Annotated in this window: 11 protein-coding genes; 6 read left to right on the forward strand and 5 right to left on the reverse strand. The window is 67.5% G+C overall.

Going from position 1 to position 19523, the window contains the following annotated elements; all coding sequences use genetic code 11:
• The first annotated feature begins 21 nt into the window (after positions 1 to 21).
• The 3 genes from ACZ4TO_RS14340 (at position 22) to ACZ4TO_RS14350 (ending at position 2730) form a co-directional block, all read left to right on the forward strand.
• Positions 22 to 423: a very short patch repair endonuclease gene (locus tag ACZ4TO_RS14340; protein ID WP_468024378.1), complete on the forward strand. Its 402-nt coding sequence runs from the start codon at positions 22 to 24 to the stop codon at positions 421 to 423.
• Positions 420 to 1391 (forward strand): DNA cytosine methyltransferase, encoded by a 972-nt coding sequence (locus ACZ4TO_RS14345; RefSeq protein WP_468024281.1) that lies wholly within the window; start codon positions 420 to 422, stop codon positions 1389 to 1391. Before ACZ4TO_RS14340 ends, ACZ4TO_RS14345 begins: the two co-directional genes overlap by 4 nt.
• 97 nt (positions 1392 to 1488) lie before the next feature.
• A complete protein-coding gene (locus ACZ4TO_RS14350) occupies positions 1489 to 2730 on the forward strand; it encodes a DNA cytosine methyltransferase (protein ID WP_468024282.1) in 1242 nt (413 codons plus the stop codon).
• Between the two features lie 38 nt (positions 2731 to 2768).
• Here the strand turns inward: ACZ4TO_RS14350 and drmB are convergent, their stop codons facing one another.
• The 5 genes from drmB to ACZ4TO_RS14375 all read right to left on the reverse strand — a co-directional run bounded on the left by drmB (position 2769) and on the right by ACZ4TO_RS14375 (position 15103).
• A complete protein-coding gene (drmB, locus tag ACZ4TO_RS14355; protein ID WP_468024283.1) occupies positions 2769 to 4625 on the reverse strand; it encodes a DrmB family protein in 1857 nt (618 codons plus the stop codon).
• Between the two features lie 3 nt (positions 4626 to 4628).
• On the reverse strand, positions 4629 to 7883 hold the full coding sequence (locus tag ACZ4TO_RS14360; protein WP_468024284.1) for a helicase-related protein: 3255 nt from the start codon (positions 7881 to 7883) through the stop codon (positions 4629 to 4631).
• Complete coding sequence (locus tag ACZ4TO_RS14365; RefSeq protein WP_468024285.1) at positions 7880 to 9796, reverse strand: UvrD-helicase domain-containing protein; 1917 nt, start codon at positions 9794 to 9796, stop codon at positions 7880 to 7882. Before ACZ4TO_RS14365 ends, ACZ4TO_RS14360 begins: the two co-directional genes overlap by 4 nt.
• On the reverse strand, positions 9793 to 14592 hold the full coding sequence (locus ACZ4TO_RS14370) for a DEAD/DEAH box helicase (RefSeq protein ID WP_468024286.1): 4800 nt from the start codon (positions 14590 to 14592) through the stop codon (positions 9793 to 9795). Before ACZ4TO_RS14370 ends, ACZ4TO_RS14365 begins: the two co-directional genes overlap by 4 nt.
• A 127-nt stretch (positions 14593 to 14719) precedes the next feature.
• Positions 14720 to 15103 carry a hypothetical protein gene (locus ACZ4TO_RS14375; RefSeq protein ID WP_468024287.1) on the reverse strand — a complete coding sequence of 128 codons (384 nt, stop codon included), beginning with the start codon at positions 15101 to 15103 and terminating at the stop codon, positions 14720 to 14722.
• Between the two features lie 322 nt (positions 15104 to 15425).
• On the opposite strand from ACZ4TO_RS14375, the gene ACZ4TO_RS14380 reads away from it, so the two are divergent.
• From ACZ4TO_RS14380 to ACZ4TO_RS14390, 3 genes are read left to right on the forward strand one after another with little or no spacing between them, the layout of a single operon-like run.
• On the forward strand, positions 15426 to 17513 hold the full coding sequence (locus ACZ4TO_RS14380; RefSeq protein ID WP_468024288.1) for a helix-turn-helix domain-containing protein: 2088 nt from the start codon (positions 15426 to 15428) through the stop codon (positions 17511 to 17513).
• Positions 17510 to 18484, forward strand: a complete 975-nt coding sequence (locus tag ACZ4TO_RS14385; RefSeq protein WP_468024289.1) for a hypothetical protein — start codon at positions 17510 to 17512, stop codon at positions 18482 to 18484. The genes ACZ4TO_RS14380 and ACZ4TO_RS14385 overlap by 4 nt, the downstream gene beginning before the upstream one ends.
• Complete coding sequence (locus ACZ4TO_RS14390; protein WP_468024290.1) at positions 18481 to 19386, forward strand: DUF6339 family protein; 906 nt, start codon at positions 18481 to 18483, stop codon at positions 19384 to 19386. The genes ACZ4TO_RS14385 and ACZ4TO_RS14390 overlap by 4 nt, the downstream gene beginning before the upstream one ends.
• Positions 19387 to 19523 lie beyond the last annotated feature (137 nt).

Consider the following 19523-nt stretch of genomic DNA (forward strand, 5'->3'; position numbering starts at 1 on the left):
TCCCCCGGCGTCTCCGCGCGCATGTCCCGTCAGGCCCGCAAGGACACGGGCGCCGAGCTGGCTGTGCGACGTCTGCTGCACGCGGCCGGCCTGCGCTACCGCGTGGAGTACCCGGTCCCGGGCATGGCGCGGCGGCGCATCGACGTGGCGTTCACCCGAGCCAAGGTGGCCGTTCTGATCGACGGATGCTTCTGGCACGGGTGCCCCCAGCACGCGACGCGACCGAAGGCGAACGCGGAGTGGTGGCGGCAGAAGCTGGACCGGAACATGGCCCGTGACGCGGAGACAGCCGAGCACCTCGTGGCCGCCGGGTGGGAGGTCCTGCGGTTCTGGGAGCATGAAGCGCCAGAGGATGTGGCCCTGCGCGTCGCGGCGGCTGTGACGCGACGCAGAACCCAACAGGGACGGGGGACGAATCGATGAACGGGCTGACCTTTGTGGACGTGTGCTCCGGGGCGGGTGGACTGGCCCTGGGGCTGGAGCAGGCCGGCTTCGAGCCGACACTGCTCCTGGACGAGGACGCTGATGCCTGCCGGACCCTACGGGCCAACAGACCACACTGGAACGTGCTTCAAGGGGACCTTCTGGACCTCGACCCGAGCGAGCACCCGGAGAGCTATGACGTGGACCTGCTGTCCGCGGGACTGCCGCGGGTGAAATCCAATGCGACTGCCGCACGGACCGAGTCGGGAGAGGAGGAGCGGCTGCTGAAGGCCGCCGTCTACCTCGCCCACGCGGTCAAGCCTCGGGCCATGGTCGTCGAGAACGTGCCCGCCCTCGCGGACTCCGACAGGTTCCACGACTTCCGCGAGTTCGCCCGCGCCGAACTGGATCATCTCGGTTACGAGCTCAGCTGGTTCGTCCTCAACGCCGCCGACTTCGGAGTGCCGCAGGATCGCAAGCAGGGAGTGCTGGTGGCGCTCAAGAAGCGGTGGTTCCCGGCCTTTCGGCCGCCCTCTCGGACCGTGACGGATCATGTGTCGGCCGGCGAGGCCCTGGCACCCTCCATGCGGTCGCGTGGCTGGAAAGACGCCGACCGATGGGCGGCCCAGGCGGCCACCGTGGCTCCGACGCTGGTCGGCGGGTCGAAGAATCGCGGCGGGGCCGACCTGGGCCCGGCCGGAACCAAGCGGAAGTGGGAGAAAATGGGGGTGAACGGCCACTCGCTGGGCGATGAGATCCCCGGACGGGACTTCACGTGGACGCCGGAACTCGGCAAGGACCACATGGTGCGGCTCACGGTGGACCAGACAGCCCAGCTCCAGAGCTTCCCGAAGGACTGGGAGATCACCGGGAAGAAGACGGCCCGCTACCGGCAGATCGGCCACGCCTCCCCGCCGCCGGTGGGCGAGGCACTGGGCTTGGCCATTGCCCACGCGCTCCGTTCCTGAACGAAGATTTTCCTGGTCAGGGCAGAAATGGCGGGCGCCAGAAGGTCTGACTGATACCCGCAAACGCACGACGCCCGGCCGGCTACACTTGCACCCCATGACCCGAGCACCACATCCGGACGCGGACGCGTTCATGAACGCGAACCAGGATCCACCCGTGATCGTCGATCTCTTCGCGGGGCCGGGTGGCCTGGACATCGCAGCCGAGATGCTCGGAGTACGCGCTATCGGTGTGGAGTGGGAGAAATCGACCCGCGCGACCCGGCACGCCGCCGGTCTACGCACCACCGAGGTGGGCGACGTGGCGAAGCTGAACCCACTCGACCCCGAGGTTCGCTCTGCCCGCGTCCTCACCGGAGGCCCGCCCTGCCAGACCTACTCGGTGGCGGGTAACCGAGAGGGACACAAAGCCCTCGACGAGGTGCTGGACCTGGCCCAGCTCGTGGGAGACAGCACGACCGTCGGGAAGCTGGAGAAGGCATGGGCGGAGGTGGAACGGAGAGCCGTCGACCTGGAATGGGCCGACGAGCGCACCGGACTCGTGCTCCAACCGCTTCGGTGGATCGTCGAGAAGAAGCTCAAGTCCGATCCCTATGAGGTTGTGGTACTGGAGCAGGTCCCAACCGTCCTCCCCGTCTGGAAGAAGTACCGCGAGATCCTTCGCGAGCTGGGGTACGACGCGGATTGCGAGATGCTGCACACCGAGGAATACGGGGTGCCACAGACACGTCGTCGCGCGGTGCTGATCGCCCGTTACCGGGGGGCCGGCAGAGGCCTCGGTGTCGAGTTCCCGCCGTTGACGCATCAGCGCTATCGCAAGGGAGCGAAGCGCCTCTCCGCGGTGGAGGAACCCGAGGTGCAGACACCTGCCCTCCAGCAGAGCCCGCTCTTCGGTGCCCCGGCCTCCTACCCGGTGAAGCCATGGGTCTCCATGAGTGACGCGCTCAAGGACTCGCGTTCAACGGACTTCGTCGTCCGCTCCAACTACGGGTCGGGGGGTGATCCCAAGAAGCGAGGACTCCGCGCCTCCGACGCGCCGGCGGCCACGGTCACCGGCAAGGTGCGCCGAAACACAGTGCACGACCTCAAGGGCTACAACGCGGACGGTGAGCCCGAACTGGGTCCGGAACAGGAGCGGTTCACGTTCCGCGAGGCCGGACTGCTGCAGACCTTTCCGGCCGAGTACCCCTGGCGAGGCACCGACGTCGCGCAGCAGATCGGCAACGCGATCCCGCCGCTCCTGGCCGTGCACGTCCTGTGCACGGCACTGGAGCTGGACGAGAGCCGCAAGGCACGAGCCATCGAGGCACTGAAGTCCTGGAGCCCTCCCCACCTGTAGGACTGGAACGAAGGGCGGATCACTCCTCCTCCGGGGCGTCAGCGAGTGAAGAAGCCTGGCACTCGACCGTCCGGTGTCCCGACGAGGGCTGCCCGGTCGAGCAGGATGTTGTTGTTCTCGCAGCTCGTCTCGGGCAGCAGTAGACAGGCATGGCAGGCGGCCACGTTCAGGCTGTCCGCGCCGCTCGACTCGGACTCCATGCACAGGGGGTCGTTCGAGCACCAGCTCGCTCTGTGCAGGGCAGCCCGGAGCGAGGCTTCGAGACGGTCCGGTTCACCCTGGGCGACGACGCCGCCGAGGCTGCCGGCGGAGTCGCTTGTGGCCGTGTAGACGAGTACGCCTGCCATGCCCTCCTCGCCGTAGATCCGCTCGCGAAGGGAAGCTGCCGGGTAACCGCCGTCCAGACTCCATTCGTTGATCAATATGTGTGCCAGGGCATGCAGAAGGAGAAACCGGGGCGTGGCGGGTGAGGGCGGAACCGGCTTGTCCGAGTCGCCGATACGTGCTGCCAGCAGCCTCTCGTGATTTTCCCGGATCAGGGTGGCGCGAGCGACTTGCCCCGGTTCCTGCTCCCAGACTCGCAGCCGCTCAGGGTCGAGACGAACGAACACCCCTTCACCGCTCACTTCGAAAGCCGGCAGCCAACTCGGCTGATCCAGTGAGATCGCGGCCTCGCGCAGTGGGGAGTCCGCCGGACTCGGTTCCTCCACGCGCCGGAACGACTGCAGCGCCCGCACCTCGCGCAGCCGCTTGACCAGCATCACCTGAGCCAAGCCATGGGACGAGAGCGGAGCGCCGATCGGGGCGGTGGGGGGCTCGCAGACAAACTCTTGCTCCTGGTCCGCGACTTCGGGGTGCGGCGTGGACAGGCTCTGGTACTCGCCCTCGTAGATCTCCTGCCGGTAGTTGCGTGCGCGCTTGGCAATCTCCGTTCCATCGGCCGGCTCCGTCGAGGCGGCCTCGGCCGTGCGCCGCCGCTCGACCTCGGCCACCACATCGTTACCGGTGTACTCCGGGTGGTGACGCAGCAGTTTCTGCATGCGCACGTACGCCTGGATCGAGGCGGCATCCTCGTGTTTGAAGACTTCGTAGTACGGCGCGACGAGCTTGGCGATGCCCTGGCTCCACGGGGGGATGGACAGAGCCGAGTACATGACCGGGAACCACACCGAGGAGGAACCGCGCTGGAGGGTGCGCGGTGGCTCCTGGCAGCTCACGGCTGGAGCGTCCTTGAGCCAGGGGCTACGGCCGGCGCACCGGATGCCGAGGTCCTTGAGGGCCTGCCGTCGGAACGACCCCTCCATGGACACCTCCTCCACCCCGCAACTGCAACCGATCAACACGGCACGCAGCGATGCGGTCGAGCCGTCGGCCCGGAACGTCAGTTGTCCCCCGCAGGCCCCGGATGTCGTCCGGTTGCCCCGATGGACCCACTTCCAGTAGGGGAAGTCCTCCAGATGGCCGTGCGTGCACGCCATCACGAAGCGGGACGGGACCAGGTGCTCCTGGCAGGTCGAACACTCGGCCCGACCGGCGGGCGAGTTGAACTTACGGAACGGCTGTAGTTGATGGCAGTTGGGGCACGAGTACATCTCCGGGAAGCGCACTGCCCGTACGCCATCCCGGGCCTTGTCGGGATCGGGGGCCGGTGGCATCCGGAAGCCGGAGACACCCAACTGTCGGGCCAGACGGGGCTCCGAGATGGCGGGAGCTTCGGAGATGTCCCACGAGTCGATGCCGCGGACGAGGAAGGACTCGTTCTCCACCGCGATCATGGCTCCGACGCCGTACGTCGTGATGAGCTGGGCCCGGCGGATTTCCCCGAGCTTGCGGGCGGTACGGGCCGGGGTCGACGGGAGGCCGCGGCGACGGGTGCGGGGCGGGGCGGGGCTCATGGTTCAGCGCTCCTCGAAGAAGGTGGACGAGGCGTCGACGTCGCGCAGACTCCACAGTGTCTTCCACGGCGAGGCGTCGGGCGACTCGTCGTCGTAGTTGGCCAACAGGGCGGGCACGCGGGAGCCACGCGGAGCCTCGTACACGAGGTTCGGGCTGGCCAGCGCTTCGTCCTGCCACCATCCGACGAAGTCCTCGAAGGCCGCTGTGGTGGACTCGAGCTCGGCCGGCTCGACCGCCGCCACCCGGTCGAGCAGGAGGGCACCGACGGTCTCGCGGAGGTCCATCACGAAGTCCTCCACGCGTGATGCGGCGTCGTTGTCCCGTGCGGCCGGCAGCATCAACCGGGCCAGAGCCACCACCACGGCATGCAGTCCTCGGTCGCGGGCCCGGGCGGAGAAGGGGGTCACACTGGTGGACTCCACCTCGCGGTACAGGGCCGAGTGGAAGCTCTGGAAGTCCTCGTAGTGCGAACGGTCCCGTGAGCGAGCGGAGTTGAGCATGATCGCGACGAGACCGGGATGTTGTCGGCCGACCCGGCTCGTCGCCTGGATGTACTCCGCTGTGGTCTGCGGTTGACCCATCACTGCCATCAGCCCCAGTCGGTCCACGTCGACTCCCACGGAGATCATGTTGGTGGCGAGCAGCACGTCGAGTACGTCCGGCATCGGGAGCTGTCGTTCCACGGCCTTGAGCCGGCGGGAGATGTCGCTGGAATTCGCCCGGCTGCTCAACTCCGTGAGGGCGTCGGCGCGGCGTACCTTGACTCCGTCACGCAGTGCGAGGTGTCCCAGACGCTCCTGGACGTCGTCGAGGACCTGGAGCTCCGCCGCCGAAAGCAGTCGCAGGCTGTTGAAGTAGCCGATCAGGGTCCAATACGCGTCCTTCACCTCAGGCGGAGCATCATGGGTGTGGGCCCGATGGAGCAGCGACGCGTACACCCGGATCAGCAAGGTGGCCTGGCTGGTGCTGGAGGTCAGCAGGCCGACGTAGCGGCGGGCCGCCTTCCGCTCCCGTGGCGTCTCCACGGCGAACCAGGAATCCCGGGAGTCGAGGCCCGAGGGCGGAAACTGCTCCACCGAACGGGCGAACAGTCGGGTGCCCTGCTCGTCAGCGCGTCGAATGGTCGCGGTCGAGGCGACGACTTTGGGACGATCCGCCAAGGCGTCCACGGCCGTCTCGTACAGGCCGGTCAGCGTGCCGAGCGGGCCCGAGATCAGATGGAGCTCGTCCTGGACGATGAGCTCGGGCGGTCGCACTCCGTCCACGTCCCGGTTGAACAGGGCCGCCGACGCGGGTCGCCACGGCATCGAGGCGAACTTGTCGACCGTTGCGATGACCAAGGTCGGTCGATGGGCGTAGATGGCTTCGTCGATGAGGTGTACCGGCAGTCCTCCCCAGTGGAAGTCGCACGTGCCGGAGGGGCAGTTGACGGTCATGCGTACGGCGTCGTCATCGACCGAGTAGTCCGTCGCCCGCAACGATTCGCCGCACCAAGGGCAGTTGCGTAGTTGGACCGGGTTCTCGGTCTCCAACTGGAAATTTTCGTTGCGCGTGAGATCGGCCAGCTTGCTCGTGGCGACGGCCAGCGTGTTGGGAGTCGCCGAACGACCCACCCACATGCCGATGGAGATCTCCTCATGCCCGAGGCTCGCCGGATCGGCTGTCCGCAGTAGTTCCATCGCGCAGATGAGCGCCGCTGCGCGCTCGAATTGTTGGAGGGTGAGTAGTCGGAGCGTGTACCGCATGAGCACCGTGACGCCGGCCCCGTCCTCCCCGTCCCGCAGGCGCCTCAGGAAGGTGGTGAAGGCGATCAGGCCGAGGTACGCCTCCGTCTTGCCACCACCTGTGGGGAACCACAGCAGGTCGGAGACCTTTCGGTCGTCGTGGTCCGGAGCGACGATCCCGGCCAGGCAGAGCAGGATGAAGGAGATTTGGAAGGGGCGCCACCGCCCGGCCTGGCTATCCGGTTCGCCCGACCTGCCGCCCTTGATCCACGCGGTACGTGCCCGCTGGTCGGCCATCGCGAGGTTCGCCAGCCGGAACGCGCGCAGAATGTTCGGCTGCTCCGTGTCCTCCAGCAGATCCACGCCTTCACGCATGCGGCGCAGTGCTCGTCGGCAGAGCTGGACCTGTTCGGCCGCGATTTTGCCGTGTTCCGTGTCGTGCAGCAGGCGGGCCTGAACCTCTTGGGTCTCGATCCACCGCTCGTATCCGCTCAGCAAGGTGCGAAGGGCCGAGACGACCTCGTGGGCCGGGTCGGTTCCCAGCCGGTACATGGTCAGCGCCTTGTCGTCGATCTCCGGGTTGGAGTCCGTCAGCAACACCTCCTGAGAGGGGACGAACTCGGTCCGCAGGGTGGTGACGGTCGGACGATCGATCGATACGGATCCCACCGGAGGTGGCGGCCAGTCCCAATGCGCCGCACAGCCATGGCCGGTGGCGAAGCTCGGCGCATGGCGGTACAGGAGGCGGCTCAGCGCGTGTTCCGAGTCGACCGCGTCCAGAGCGGTCGGCCGGGCCACAAACACCGGGCTGCTGCCGTCCTCAGCGGTGACGATCAGCTCCGGTTGGTAGAAGCAGTGCGCGTCCCGGAGGTCGAACTGGCCGACCTTCAGACTGTTGACGACCGTGGCCGTCACGGTCACCGTCCGGTCCGACTCGGACCGGGGGCGGACCAGCACACGCAGTTCCAGTCCGGGATGGAGGTCGAAGGGCTTGAGCAGGCCGGGCTGTGTGACGTCCACGTCGACGGGCTCGATCCGAAGGGCGGAACGGCGCCAATGTTCCCGCTGGGCCTTCGTGCTTCGTGCTTCGGTCCGCTTGGCGGACACCGGATTCCCGTCGGCGTCCTCGGGACTGTAGACGGCAGCGTGTACGGTCAACCGAATCCGTGCGGACACCCTCGGGTCCACGGCGAATGTCAGGCCGATGGACGACGGCGTCCGGACGTTCGCGAGCGAGACGCCCAGATCGCCGGGGCCTTCCTCGACGTCCCGACGAGTGCCGAGTGGCACCACGTCGAGCCCGTCCCGCTCGGACTCCAGATCCCCCTGTTCGGCCGGACCACTCTGGGGCGAGATACCGGACCGGTCCGCCTGCGAGCGCGGGAAGAGCACACCGACCGGGTACATGGTGATCGGCGCATCGTCCGTGAGAACCTCGTCCGGACCACCCACGGGGCCGAGCAGGTCTTGCCGCAGGGCGCCGACGAGCGAGTCGCGCACCTCGTAATGTGCTTGGTGAGTCGACCTGCTCATCCTTCGTTCCCTTCCCGTCCGTCCGCGTACCACTGGAAGCGCCCCAGACCGCACAACCGGGGTGCGACCCACGCGCCGTGCGTACCCAGCCCGGCGGCCTCGGTCGCCGCAGGAATGCCCGCCACGCTCTCCACGCATTCGACCCGGAGACCGGTGATCAGCGGCGGCCAGCGATCGACCTCGGAGTGCGCGGTGCGGCGCAGCATTCGGTGCAGGTCGGTGCGGAAGCGCTCCGACACCACCGCGATCTGTCGGCCGCCGACCACCACTGCGTACGGTGGGGACTGATCGGCGGCGACGGGGATGCCGTGCAGCAGCACGAGCTCCGCCTCTGCACCGGCGGTGACGTCGGCAAGGAGGTACCGCGACACCTCCGCAGCGTCCTGGTGAATTCCCTCCGTGCCCGGAGGCTGCTCATGGGAAACGTCCGAGCCGATCATCTCGATGCCGTTGCGGGCCCAGGTGCTGCGACCACCCAGGTACCAACGGTCGATCCTCTTGTCCTTACGGAGGAGCCACGAGTTGGGGGCGTCCAGGACGTACAGATCATCCCGGGTCCGGGTCATGGCCACATACAGCAGCCGGGCTTCTGCCGCCGGGTCGTAGTCGTGCTTCTTCTTCCGGACTTGGGCCGGCTCCTTCAGCACGCGTGGTTCGACGATCAGGACCCGGTCGAACTCCAGGCCCTTGGCACGGTGCACGGTCGAGATCACGAGCGAGGACGACTGTGCCGCGGTGAGCTCGTCGGGCAGTCGGCCCTCGGCGAGCGCCCGGTGCAGCCCGACGACATCGACGGTGCCGCGACCACTGCCCCGTGCCACCTTGCGCACCGATCTCCACAGCGCCTCCGATGTGCTGCCGACCGGGATCTGCAGGTCGACCAGCAGTTCTTCGAAGCGCTCCCGGCTCAGAGTGGACGCGCCGGTCGAGGCGAGGAGTTCGGCTATCCACACCGGAGCCGAGCGTTCGCGCGCCGACCGCTGCAGGGTGTGGGGGACATCGGCGTCGGCCAACATGCCGGACAACGTCAGTGCCTGGCCGTTGTCGCGGCACAGGATGGTGGTGGTGTCGGGATAGTCGCGCAGGGCTGCCCGCACGAACTCGTCCTCCAGGCTCCCGAAGTTCGGTGCCGAGAGCAGCAGAGCACGCAGATCGCCGTGGATACGCTCGGCCTCGGCGGCGGACTCGGCCCGATCGCGGGGCAGTCGCTGCAACTGGGCACCGTAGGGCAGGGCCATCCGAGCAGCCTCGCTGCGGGCCCGGAAGTTGTCGCCCAGATGGATTTCCACCAGGTCCTCACCGAAGGTGGCACGCACCCAGGTCAGGAAGCGGTCGGTCTCCTCGGCCCGCTGATCCGGATCGGACACCTGGAATCCGTACACCGCCTGAGCCGAATCACCCACCACGGTGAAGCCGCTGTTCTCCTGGAACCGGTCGAGCAGCGCCTCGACCATCTCCCGACGGACACCCACGAGGTCCTGAACCTCATCGATCACCACATGTGCGGGCAAGTACTCGCCGCCCTCGACCGCCCCTTTGTCGATCGCCTCGGTGGCGGCCTCGATGCGCTCGTCGAAGGTGTACGTCCCCCAGTCCGTGTCCGGGTAGGCGCGGTTGAGCAGGGCTGCAGCCCAGGCATCGAAGGTCTGCACACGAATCCGCTGCGCGGCGGCGGCGTGCCGCTCGATCCGCTCGGTGAGTTCGCGCACGGCGGCACGGGAGAAGCTGAGCACCAGGATCTCCCCGGCCTCCAGTTCCTCCCGCTCCACCAACACGTCGAGCCGCCGCACGAGGGTGTGCGTCTTGCCGGCGCCGGCTCCGGCCGTGACCAGCACCCGGGCGTCCCAGGGCTGGTCAACCACGGCTTGCTGCGCGTCGGTGAGTCGATGCTCGGTGAGCGGGGTGACGGTCACTGGCCCTCGCTCCACAGGTACTCGAACTCGGTGAAGGCGAGTTCCTCGCCGAAGTTCGTGATGTTGTCCCGCACGTTCAGAATCAGGCAGCTCTCCTTGCCACCGTTCTTCGGGCCGCGCAGACCGCGTCCGATCATCTGCTGATAGATGTTCGGGCTGTACGTCGGGCGAGCCACGACCACGACGCGAGTGGCCGGTGCGTCGAAGCCCTGGGTGAGCACGCCGTAGTTGGTCAGGACCTGGATCCTGCCCTTGCGGAAGTCGTCGATCCGCTTGCGTCGTTCGTTGGGGGGCGTGGTCGAGTCGATCGCGGCGGCCCTGATGTCCCGGTCACCGAGCTTGGCGGCCAGTAGCTTGGCGTGGGCCACAGAGGTGGCGAACACCAGCACCGGCCAGTCGGAGGGCATGGCGGCGATCTCGTCGACGATGCGCTGGCTGCGTCCGTGGTCCTCGGCCAACCGCTGCTCGGCGCCCTTGGGCAAGGTGGAGAACTTCTCGGACTGTGCACGCTCGTCCGCCGTCAGCGCGATGTCGGCGCCCACCAGTTCTCGGTGCTTGACCTGGGCCAAGACACCGATCTGCTGCAACCCCTTGATGGCGACGGACAGATCGCCGTCGAAGACGCCGGTGTCGAGGCGGCTGCCGAACCGCTGCACCAGCAGCCGGGTCAGTTCCTCGTTGTTCCGGTACGGGGTCGCGGTGAGTCCGATCAGGTGACGACTGGTGCGGCGGTGCGTGAGGTCGAGCTGTTCGAGCAGCCGGGTGTAGCGCGGGGACATCGCGGTGTGCGCCTCGTCGATGATGACGAGTTCGGCAGCCTCCCTCAGCCAGGCGTAGTCCTCTTTCTCCAGGCAGCTGTCCAGTTTGGCGTCGGTGGCGACGACCAGGTGCGGACGTCCGTCGACGGGGGTCGCCTCGTTCGAGGCCCAGAGCCGGCTGATGACCAGGGGAAGCTCGGGACCGACCTTCGACCAGACGAACTTCCAGCTCTGCACGGCCTGCTCGCACAGCTCTTCGGTCTGGGCGATCCACAGGACCGGCCCGGGTAGATCCTTCCGATCACGGATCCACCGGATCACTCCCTCCGCTGTGACACGCGTCTTGCCGGATCCGGTCGGCAGGCTGAGCATGCCGCGCTGGGGCATCGAGTTCTCCAGCAGAGCGAGCAGCGCCTGCGCGAGTTCCTCCTGGTACGGGTGCAGGGAAGGGAACTCGGACGGACCGTCGACCTCGAGGCGGGGATCCAGCGAGGGCACCTGGGCGCCCGCGAAGGAGTCCGGGAACCCGAGGTCGGTGACGAATCGCAAGGCCTTCGTGTTCCCGGTGAAGGAGCTGGGGGCACGGGTGGGGAAGTCCAGAGCGAGATCCCGGGAGTGGACCCGAAGGATCGCTTCGCCGTGGGCGTTGAAGGCCATCTCGGCGACGCGCCGAGGGTTCGGTTCGGCGCCCTGCTCCTGGATCTCGCTCTCCATGAGGCCGGGCGGAAGTTCGCCACGTAGGGCCTCCTCACCGATCAGCAGAGCGATCTTGTCGATGACGCTCTCGCTTTCCCGCACAGCGCGCAGCCGCCCCTGTAGAGCCTGGTCGTGTTCCTGCCTGTCCTGGAGGGCGAGAGCCTGGCTGCAGCCGGCCACGCCGAAGCCCCACTTGAACTCCTCATCGGCGGCCTGCAGAACCTGCAGCCGGTCGAGGGAGTCCAGTACGAACAGGGTCTGGCCCTTCCTCGCGAACTTGAGCGGCTTCCGCTTGCTGCCCATGGGCGTGCGCACCACCTGCTCGAGCTCGGAGCAGCGCTGGATCTTGTAGCTGCTGCCTGCTTGACCGAGGCGCGCCTTGACCGTCGTGAACTCCTCGAACAGGGACACGGCCCGCCCGGTCTTGATGGGCTCGATCTCTCTGCTGATGACGTCGGAGACCTTGAGCATCCCCCATTCCTCGATCATCTCCTTCGCCGTGGCCACGTCCGCCTTGTCGGTGACCAGGAGCGCGGGGAGGCGCTCACGGACGAGCTCCTTGAACTCCACTTCGTTCAGCGCGACGGCGATCTCGTTGTCAGGGCGTCCTTCCCAGGAGGATCCCACCCGGCAGCGGGTGGGCACGCCTTCCGGGAACTCGAAGCCGACCCTGTGCAGCAGGGCGTACGCACGACCGATGAAAGCGTCGTCCTCGCTCTTGAGTACGAGGTCCAACAGCTTGCCCCAGCGCCGGGTGGGCACCTCGTCGGAGGTCGTGGGCATGTTCAGCTTCCGCGCCGTCTCCTCCGCGATCTCGGCGACCGGGAGCACGGTGCGGAAAGCCTTGAGCTGAGGACCGACGGCCTCGGACACCCGGGTCAGTCCCAAGGAAGTCTTCACGAGGCCATGCTTGGAGATCATCCAGCGCAGCGGGGACATCACGGCCTTGCGGGTGTTGGCGGTGGTTCCGTACTGCATCTGCCAGTGCTGCGAGATGTCGGACGCCGGCAGAGCCGCCACGAAGGCGGCGCGGCCCTCCTCGGACAGCGCGGGCAGCAGATGCAGCGGTCCCAACGTCGCAGCCCCCTCGACGGAGAGGCGGGAGATGTTGGGCCGGGGGGCGGTGCTCGGCAGACTACGGAGGTGCGAGTCGTGAACGACCTGCCGGTACTCCTCGAACCATGCTTCCTCGTGGGGCCTGTACCCGCCGGTAGGGCGATCGAACAGCCCTAGGTCGCGGAAGACCGGTCTGTCGCTCTCGTGGAAATCCAGGTCGACGACGATGGCCTTGTCGCGGTTTCCGTCGCGGGGCACCACCGGTCCGGGCAGGAGACAGTCGCGCATCAGCCTGTAACGACCGTCCATGGTACGGACGCGCAGGGTCTTCAGCGGCCTGGGCACCTTGGCACGAATGCGATCGACGTTCGCGCTACCGCCGGCGCTGCGCAGCAGGATCCAGAAGTTCGACCACGCATTGTCGTCGTAGTTGTCGAACCCCTGATCGAGGACGCCCTCGAACCGTCCCTGTGCATCGGCGACCCGGATGCCGATGTTGTGCAGATGCCGGGCCATTTCGGGGCGCTCGGAAATCGACGGGTGGACGTAGACCATGTCATCGCGGAGCGTGTCGGCGGAGGTTCGGTGGAAGATCTCACCGGCTACCGGGGCGACGACGCCGTGCTCCTCGGTCAACACGATCCGGGCTGTGCGCGCCTCGGCAGTGAGTGGAGAGTCCCCGCGCAAGCGGCCGGCCTGATCCTTGAGCACCATCAGCGACAGGATCTCGATGGCGTGGCACGAGGCCTCCACGGAGCCGTCGGCGACGAGTGCCTCGAGCCAGTCCTTGACGCTCTCGGGCGTCTTCCCGGCCGCGTCCAGGATCTGCTTCATCTTGCCGCGGCGGAGGGCGGTGTCGGAGGCGTCGACGGATGCGTGCACCCAGTTGGTGGGGCGGCCGCTGCACTCCGACCAGATCCGGACCCATTCCTTGTCAAGATCCGACGGCGTGATGAACAGGTCGCGAGGGACCTGGAGCTCACCGTTCTGGTCGGGCAGGGAGGGACGCTGGGCAGCCATTTCCCACACTTGCCGGAGGAAGTAGTCGTCGGCCCAGTTGAGCTTCTCCTTGGTGCGGCCCGGCAGCAGGGGAAGGTATGCGGCGGGGTCCTCGGCAGGCACGAGCCGGGGCAGGGTATCGACCACCAACCGGGCCGCGACCTGCAGCAGTTCCCGATTGAAAGGGCTCCCGTCGAGAAGGTGCTGTCGATCCTCGTTTGTCTTCCACGGGGCGTTCAGGATGCCGGTCAGCGACACCTCGTACTTGGTCGGGAAGAACGCCCAGAACGCCCCCCTGCCGACGGGTGTGGTGTACAGGCCATTGCGGACCGTGTATTCGGGCACGGCCCAGGAGATCTCGAGCACCGGCCGGTTGTGCAGCTCTCCGGCGCTGTCCGAGACCTTGTCGGTGGGGGAATGAGCGACTGAGAACACCTTCCACTGCTCGGTGGTCTGCTTGGCGCCGCGTGCCACCTCCTTGAGCGTGCGGTGGATGCCCTTGGGTTCGACCGAGATCTCCCTGCGCGCGGGGGGCATGGTGCGCTCGTCGTGCAGGAGCACCTGGCCGACGTGGGAGGAGAACAACTGGAAGTGGGCAGGGAAGGCTTCGGTTTCCCGCCCAGTGCGACTCCTGTACCCGCTGATGTCCCGTCCGAGACGCTCGGCGGCACCGCGCATCAGGGGCAGGCGGACGACGGTGGTGGCCCAGCGCAAGAGCTTGTCCAGTACGTTGTCGTCGGCACGCTCCTGTTCGACATCGAGGGGCCGGGCCATGCGGAGTACCGGGGTTTCCAGTTCGAGGTCGCCCTGCCGGCCGATGGCCTTGGCGATCTCGGCGGCGGACCAGTCCCGGTCGAAGCCGAAACCGAAGGCACCGTTACCGCTGAAGAACTGGGGAGAGTCACTCACGGAGAGCACGGACTTGACGCCGACGCCGAAGCGGCCGATCTGCCCGCCGCGCTTGCGCGAGACACTCATGCGCAGGATCGTCTCGGCGCCCTCCGGCGTGACCGGGGTTCCTTCGTTCGCGCAGTAGAGGTGGTTTTCGGTCAGGACGACGTGCAGCTTGCCGCCGGGTGACGCCGCGATCTCGTCCGCCGCGTTCTGGACGAGTTCGAGCAGCTGCCTTTCGCCGTAGCCGCCCTGGGTGATACGACGCTCACCGTTGGCGTGCTCCTGTATCAGCCCCGGGTCGACCTGATACGTCTTCAGGACGGTCGAGGACTGTCGGATCACGGTGTCGATCACGGGCGGGAGCGAAGGGTCGGCCAACTGCCGGTCGGTCATGAAGCACCTGTCTCGAATGAGAGAAACGAACCGAGGACACGTGGGGGAGTACGGGGATGCCGGTGCATGAGGCCGGCACCCCCGGTGAAACGAATCAGGACAGCCTATGAGGAAAAGCAGAGGGGGATCAGCTGTTGATGGTGGTGACCGTGGTGACGGTCGTGACCGTGGTGACGGTCGTCGTCACGGTCACAACGGTCGCGGTTCCCTTGGCCGTGCGGATCCTCTTGGTGCGGGTGACCTTGACCTGGTAGGTGCGGGGGCTACCGGCGCGCCGAGGGGTGGTGGGGCGGCGGGTGGCACGGGACGTGCGGGGCACGGGCGGGACGAAGGGGGTGGTCGTCTGCTCCGTGGGCTGACTCTGCGCGCGGCGGGCGAGACGCCGCCGCTCCGACGCCAGGACCTGGGGGTGGATGCCGTGACACGTCAGAAGCTCTGCGCGGAGATCAGGGTCCTCGGTGTTGTCGTACTCCTTGATGAACCACGCCATCCAGGCCTCATCGTCGTTCATGTGGGTCCCCTCCCTGTGGGCGCGCGCCAATGAGCGCCCGCGACTGGATGACGCATGCAAAGAAAGCTGTGCAACTGGTCTGAGGACAGAGCTCTCCGTCCCCCCGGAGCAAGCGCATCCTCAACGGCCTTGACCGCGTGGGGAGTTGCCCAAGAGAACCGTAGCATGCGGCTCATCTGTCGATCTGAAGATCAGAAGAAAATTCCATCCGCTCCGCTGGCGCTCGAATCGATCACACACGTCTATTGAAATTTGACAGTGTCGGCGCCGTCAATCGGGGTGCTACCGTGACGATGCCCGGAACCGATGGGGAAGTGGGGCTATGGAGGACACCGAGGACTTCGGCCTGTGGCTTGGGCGCCAGCTGCGTCGCAGCGGGATGTCACAGGCGGAGTTTGCCAAGCAGCTGGACCTGACGCGCGCGGCGGTGTCGGCGTGGGTCACCGGCAGGGCGCAGCCGCGGGCGGAGATGATGGTCAGGATCGCCGAGATCCTGGAGACGGACGTCGCCACCCTGGTCACCAGGGACGCCGATGCCGGATCGGCCCGACCGATCAGCTGGTATCACCGGATCGCCCATCACGACGGCGGTCGGGAGTACGGCAACGCGGCGGCCTTCGCCTTCGACGCGAACCTGGCCGTACTGGCCAGGGAGGTCACGCAGAACTCCCTGGACGAGCGGCTGGACCCGCGGCGTCCGGTGCGGGTGCGCTTCACCCTGCACGAGCTGACCGGTGAGCACCTGCACTCCTTCCTCTCCGCGCTGAAGTGGGACGAGCTGGAGCCCCACTACACAGCGGCGGCACGGTCCCAGCAGAAGGTCGGCCGGGTCCTCGCCGAGGGGCTTCGGGCGTTGCGCGAGGGTTCCTCTCTTCTGCTTCTTCGCGTGGACGACTACAACGCCTCAGGGCTGACTGGACCCGAGTATGGAGACGGCCGGTACGCCGCTGTGGTCCGCCGGCAGCTCGACAGTCACAAAAGCAACGAACGGGCCGGTGGTTCATACGGGCTGGGGAAGGCCACCCTGTGGGCAGCCAGTCGGCTCGGGTTGGTGCTGATCAACAGCACCCTGTCCGAGACGTATGAGGGGCGGACGGCCCGCCGGGTGGTCGGACGTCTCGACCTTCCCTGGCGGGAGGTCGACGGAGTCGCCTACGCCGGGCCTGCCTGGCTCGGCGAGTCGGACACGGAGAAGGAGCACGAAGGTGTCTCCCGCTCCTGGTGGGCGGACGAGAGTGTGGTCGCCGATCTGCGACTCGATCGGGACAGTGACGATCCGGGGACTTCCTTCCTCGTCGTCGGTGTTCACGACGCGGCCGGCAACAACGACACCCTGGAGGACCTGCATGGGGCCCTCAGTCGGGCGCTGGCCGACAATTTCTGGGCCGCCATGACCTCCGGCCGTTCGACGTCGGCCATGCTGGAAGCCTCGGTCCGTGCTCTTCGCAATGGTGAATTCGTGGTTCCGGAGCAGCGGGTCGATCCGCTCGATCGGCACCCCGCGCTGGCCCACGCGCTCCGGGCGTACATCGACGGCGAGACGGTCGACGAGCTCACGGCCACCGGGCAGGTCGCCGCCGTGGAGGTCGCCCTTGTCGTCCCGCCGCTGCGGACCGCCGGGCGCAGGGCTGAAGGACACAGCCACCGTGCCGTGCTCCTGGTCACTCCTGCCGCCGACAACGACGAGGTGCACAGCCGTATCACCTGCATGCGCGGCACCCGGATGACTGTCACGGCCCGACGCCCTCGCGGCCTGCGGCCGGGAGTGGACCCGTTCCAGGCTGTCCTGCTCGCCGGTTTCGCCACTGGCGACGACGGCGCGGAGACCCACGCCGCCGAGGCGTTCCTACGAGCTGCCGAGCCCCCGGAGCACGACAGATGGGGAGCGACGGAGGAACTTACCGCCGCCTATGCCAACGCGCCTCGGCGATTGACCGAGTTCAACGCGGCCATGGACGCAGCGTTGCGGGGCGTGATCGGCCGCCGGACTGCCGGTCAGGGTTCGACCGGCCCTGAGGTCCTCCGTAAGCTGCTACGCCTGGATGCGCCCGCCGCAGTGAGCGGTCGTCGTGGCCAGGGACACCCGCTCGTGGACCGGGTCGTCGGGAAGGTGGACAGAGACGGGGCCTGGACCTTGGACGTGACGCTGACCGTCCCGCAGCGCGACGACCGCTGGCAGCTACTGCCGGTGGTCAAGTTCGATGTGCGATCAGGGGGGCGTCCTTCATTGGAGTGGGCGGAGCTGTCCGCGAAGGAGAACTGCGAGATCGTCGACGGCAGGCTGCTCGTCGATCCGGACGTACGATCGGCGCGCTTCGGTGGCGTCACGGCTGTCGGCAGCCACCCGGTGGCCGCCGCCATGGCCGGAGTGATCGTGGACATCCAGCAGGCACGGGAGGCTTCGGCGTGAGCACCGTGTACGCGTACCCGACCTTGGTGGGGAAGATCGAGGTCACCGTCCGAGGGGCGAGCATAGACGGGAAGCCTTTGCAGCTCTCGTTGATCTCCCAGCGCGATCAGGTCGTCGCGCTCCATCAGATCGAGCGTGACGACTGGACTGAAGGCGTCCTCGATCTCGAAGTCTCGCTACCCATGGACGAATTGGCCGACGGGCCCTGGTCCGGGGTCGCCTGCGTCGCCGTACTGTCCGAGGGAGCCACCAACACCCGCAGGGTGAGTCGTCTGGAACGCCGTCGTGACGACACCCACTGGCGAGGCGAGGTCCGAGTGCGCCGCTCCACTCACGTGGCGCGCGCCGTCCTCGACGTCAGCGTCGTCGGCAGTCACGGTGGAGTCGACGGGCGTGTTCTCGGTACCACTGACACGCCCTGGATCGTGGACCTCCTTGCCCGCACTCCCACGAGACAACGCGATCTGGAGATCCTGGAGGAGGATTTCCGAGACGGGCCGCAGGATTGGCTGCGTCCGTTCATGGATGCGCCTTGGTTGATCGACACCACCGGAGACGTGCCGGCCGTCCTGCTCAACACGTCCTTCGAGGGGCTTCCCGAGCTTCTGTCCGGTGCTCGTGGCCCGTTGGAGAAGGCGACCGCGGGACTGGTGGCCGCGCAGATCGCGGGAGAGGCCTGGGCGACAATGTTCCACTCCGCGCTGAGCGACCTCGAATTCGATGAGGACGGCACCCCGCGCTTTCCTGGTGGATGGCGGGAGTCGGTGCTGCGCTCCATGCTTCCCGAGGTGTTTCCCGGGCTGCCCCTCTCGGAGGCCTTGGGCGAGGCCCACAGCCGTCGAAGTGACGGCCGAGGATGGGCCGAGGTCCAGTCGCGGATTCAGTTCGCCGCCGGAAGACGCGGCCAGGTACCCAAGAATCTGACGGCAGCCATCCGTGCCGTAACCCGTGCCCAGGAAGTGAGCCGATGAGCCGACACCGCACCGAGCCCCCCGAACGGCTCGCGCTGCTCCCCGGTCACCTCGCCACGGCCTTCCTCACTCATGGGGTACGGGCGGGACAGGACGGCCTACCGCAGGTGGCGATTCTCCGGGCGAGCGTGCCGATCGAGAGCGACTCCGCCCGTTGGAGCGCCGCCCCGGTGCGGGAGATCGTCGAGGAGGCGATGCACAGGTTCGATGCGGCGCGGACCGACGCCGACGCCTGGCTGGCGCCTCGGCTGCACGCGACCCTGCGGATGACTCGAGCCGAGGCGGCGAACCCCGGTCTGTGGAACTTCCTGGCCCTGGCCGTCGCGCCGGACTTCGTCCTGTGGCGGCACATGCCGTCCGGAGAGTCCGGCGACGGCGCGCTCAGGAAGGTCAACAGCGCCAGGTTCGTAGGTCCTCACTACAACCAAGCCTTCGCCCGACTGTGGTGGGCCGCCGAGATGTTCCGTGACGGGCCCGATTACACCCCCGCGGAGATCGCCTGCCGCAATCAGGACATGACCAATACAGCGCTCCGGCTCGCTGTCATCGATCACAAACCCACCGCACTGGCCCTGGTGCGGGTCCTGAAAGGGCTGGCCGACGAGGGAGCCACACGGCTCGGCGATCGGGTCAACGCGCTCTGTACGGCAGTCAATACGGCCGGCAGCACGCTCATGTACGAGGTGATCGCTCCGGACGAGGCGCCCGACCACCACGCGCTCACCGACTGGATCGACGATGCGGAATCGGCCCCGGCTGTTCCGTGGGACCGGCTTCCCGAAGGGCCGGACGACGGCACTGCCCGGCGTTCCTCCTGCGAGGTCCTGTCGCGGATGTTCGAGCGATTCGCCGCAGAGGCGCCATTGCGTGACCGGGCTCGGTCCGGGGCGGCGCACGCTTAGCTTGATCTTTGACCAGTGACTGTCGAACGAGTCTCGTACACGTTCACCTGGCTGGATAATCACCGCATGTCAGAGCGACCTTCGCCTGATCCTGTGTTCCGGATCAAGAAGAACACCGGACCAGCACGAAGGCCGTG

It is taken from the genome of Streptomyces sp. NPDC028298 (assembly GCF_055565895.1).

Coding starts and splice junctions, on each gene's coding strand:
- ACZ4TO_RS14340 (WP_468024378.1), top strand. CDS start 22: ATGTCCCGTCAGGCCCGCAAGGACACGGGCGCCGAGCTGGCTGTGCGA.
- ACZ4TO_RS14345 (WP_468024281.1), top strand. CDS start 420: ATGAACGGGCTGACCTTTGTGGACGTGTGCTCCGGGGCGGGTGGACTG.
- ACZ4TO_RS14350 (WP_468024282.1), top strand. CDS start 1,489: ATGACCCGAGCACCACATCCGGACGCGGACGCGTTCATGAACGCGAAC.
- drmB (WP_468024283.1), bottom strand. CDS start 4,625: ATGAGCCCCGCCCCGCCCCGCACCCGTCGCCGCGGCCTCCCGTCGACC.
- ACZ4TO_RS14360 (WP_468024284.1), bottom strand. CDS start 7,883: ATGAGCAGGTCGACTCACCAAGCACATTACGAGGTGCGCGACTCGCTC.
- ACZ4TO_RS14370 (WP_468024286.1), bottom strand. CDS start 14,592: ATGACCGACCGGCAGTTGGCCGACCCTTCGCTCCCGCCCGTGATCGAC.
- ACZ4TO_RS14375 (WP_468024287.1), bottom strand. CDS start 15,103: ATGAACGACGATGAGGCCTGGATGGCGTGGTTCATCAAGGAGTACGAC.
- ACZ4TO_RS14380 (WP_468024288.1), top strand. CDS start 15,426: ATGGAGGACACCGAGGACTTCGGCCTGTGGCTTGGGCGCCAGCTGCGT.
- ACZ4TO_RS14390 (WP_468024290.1), top strand. CDS start 18,481: ATGAGCCGACACCGCACCGAGCCCCCCGAACGGCTCGCGCTGCTCCCC.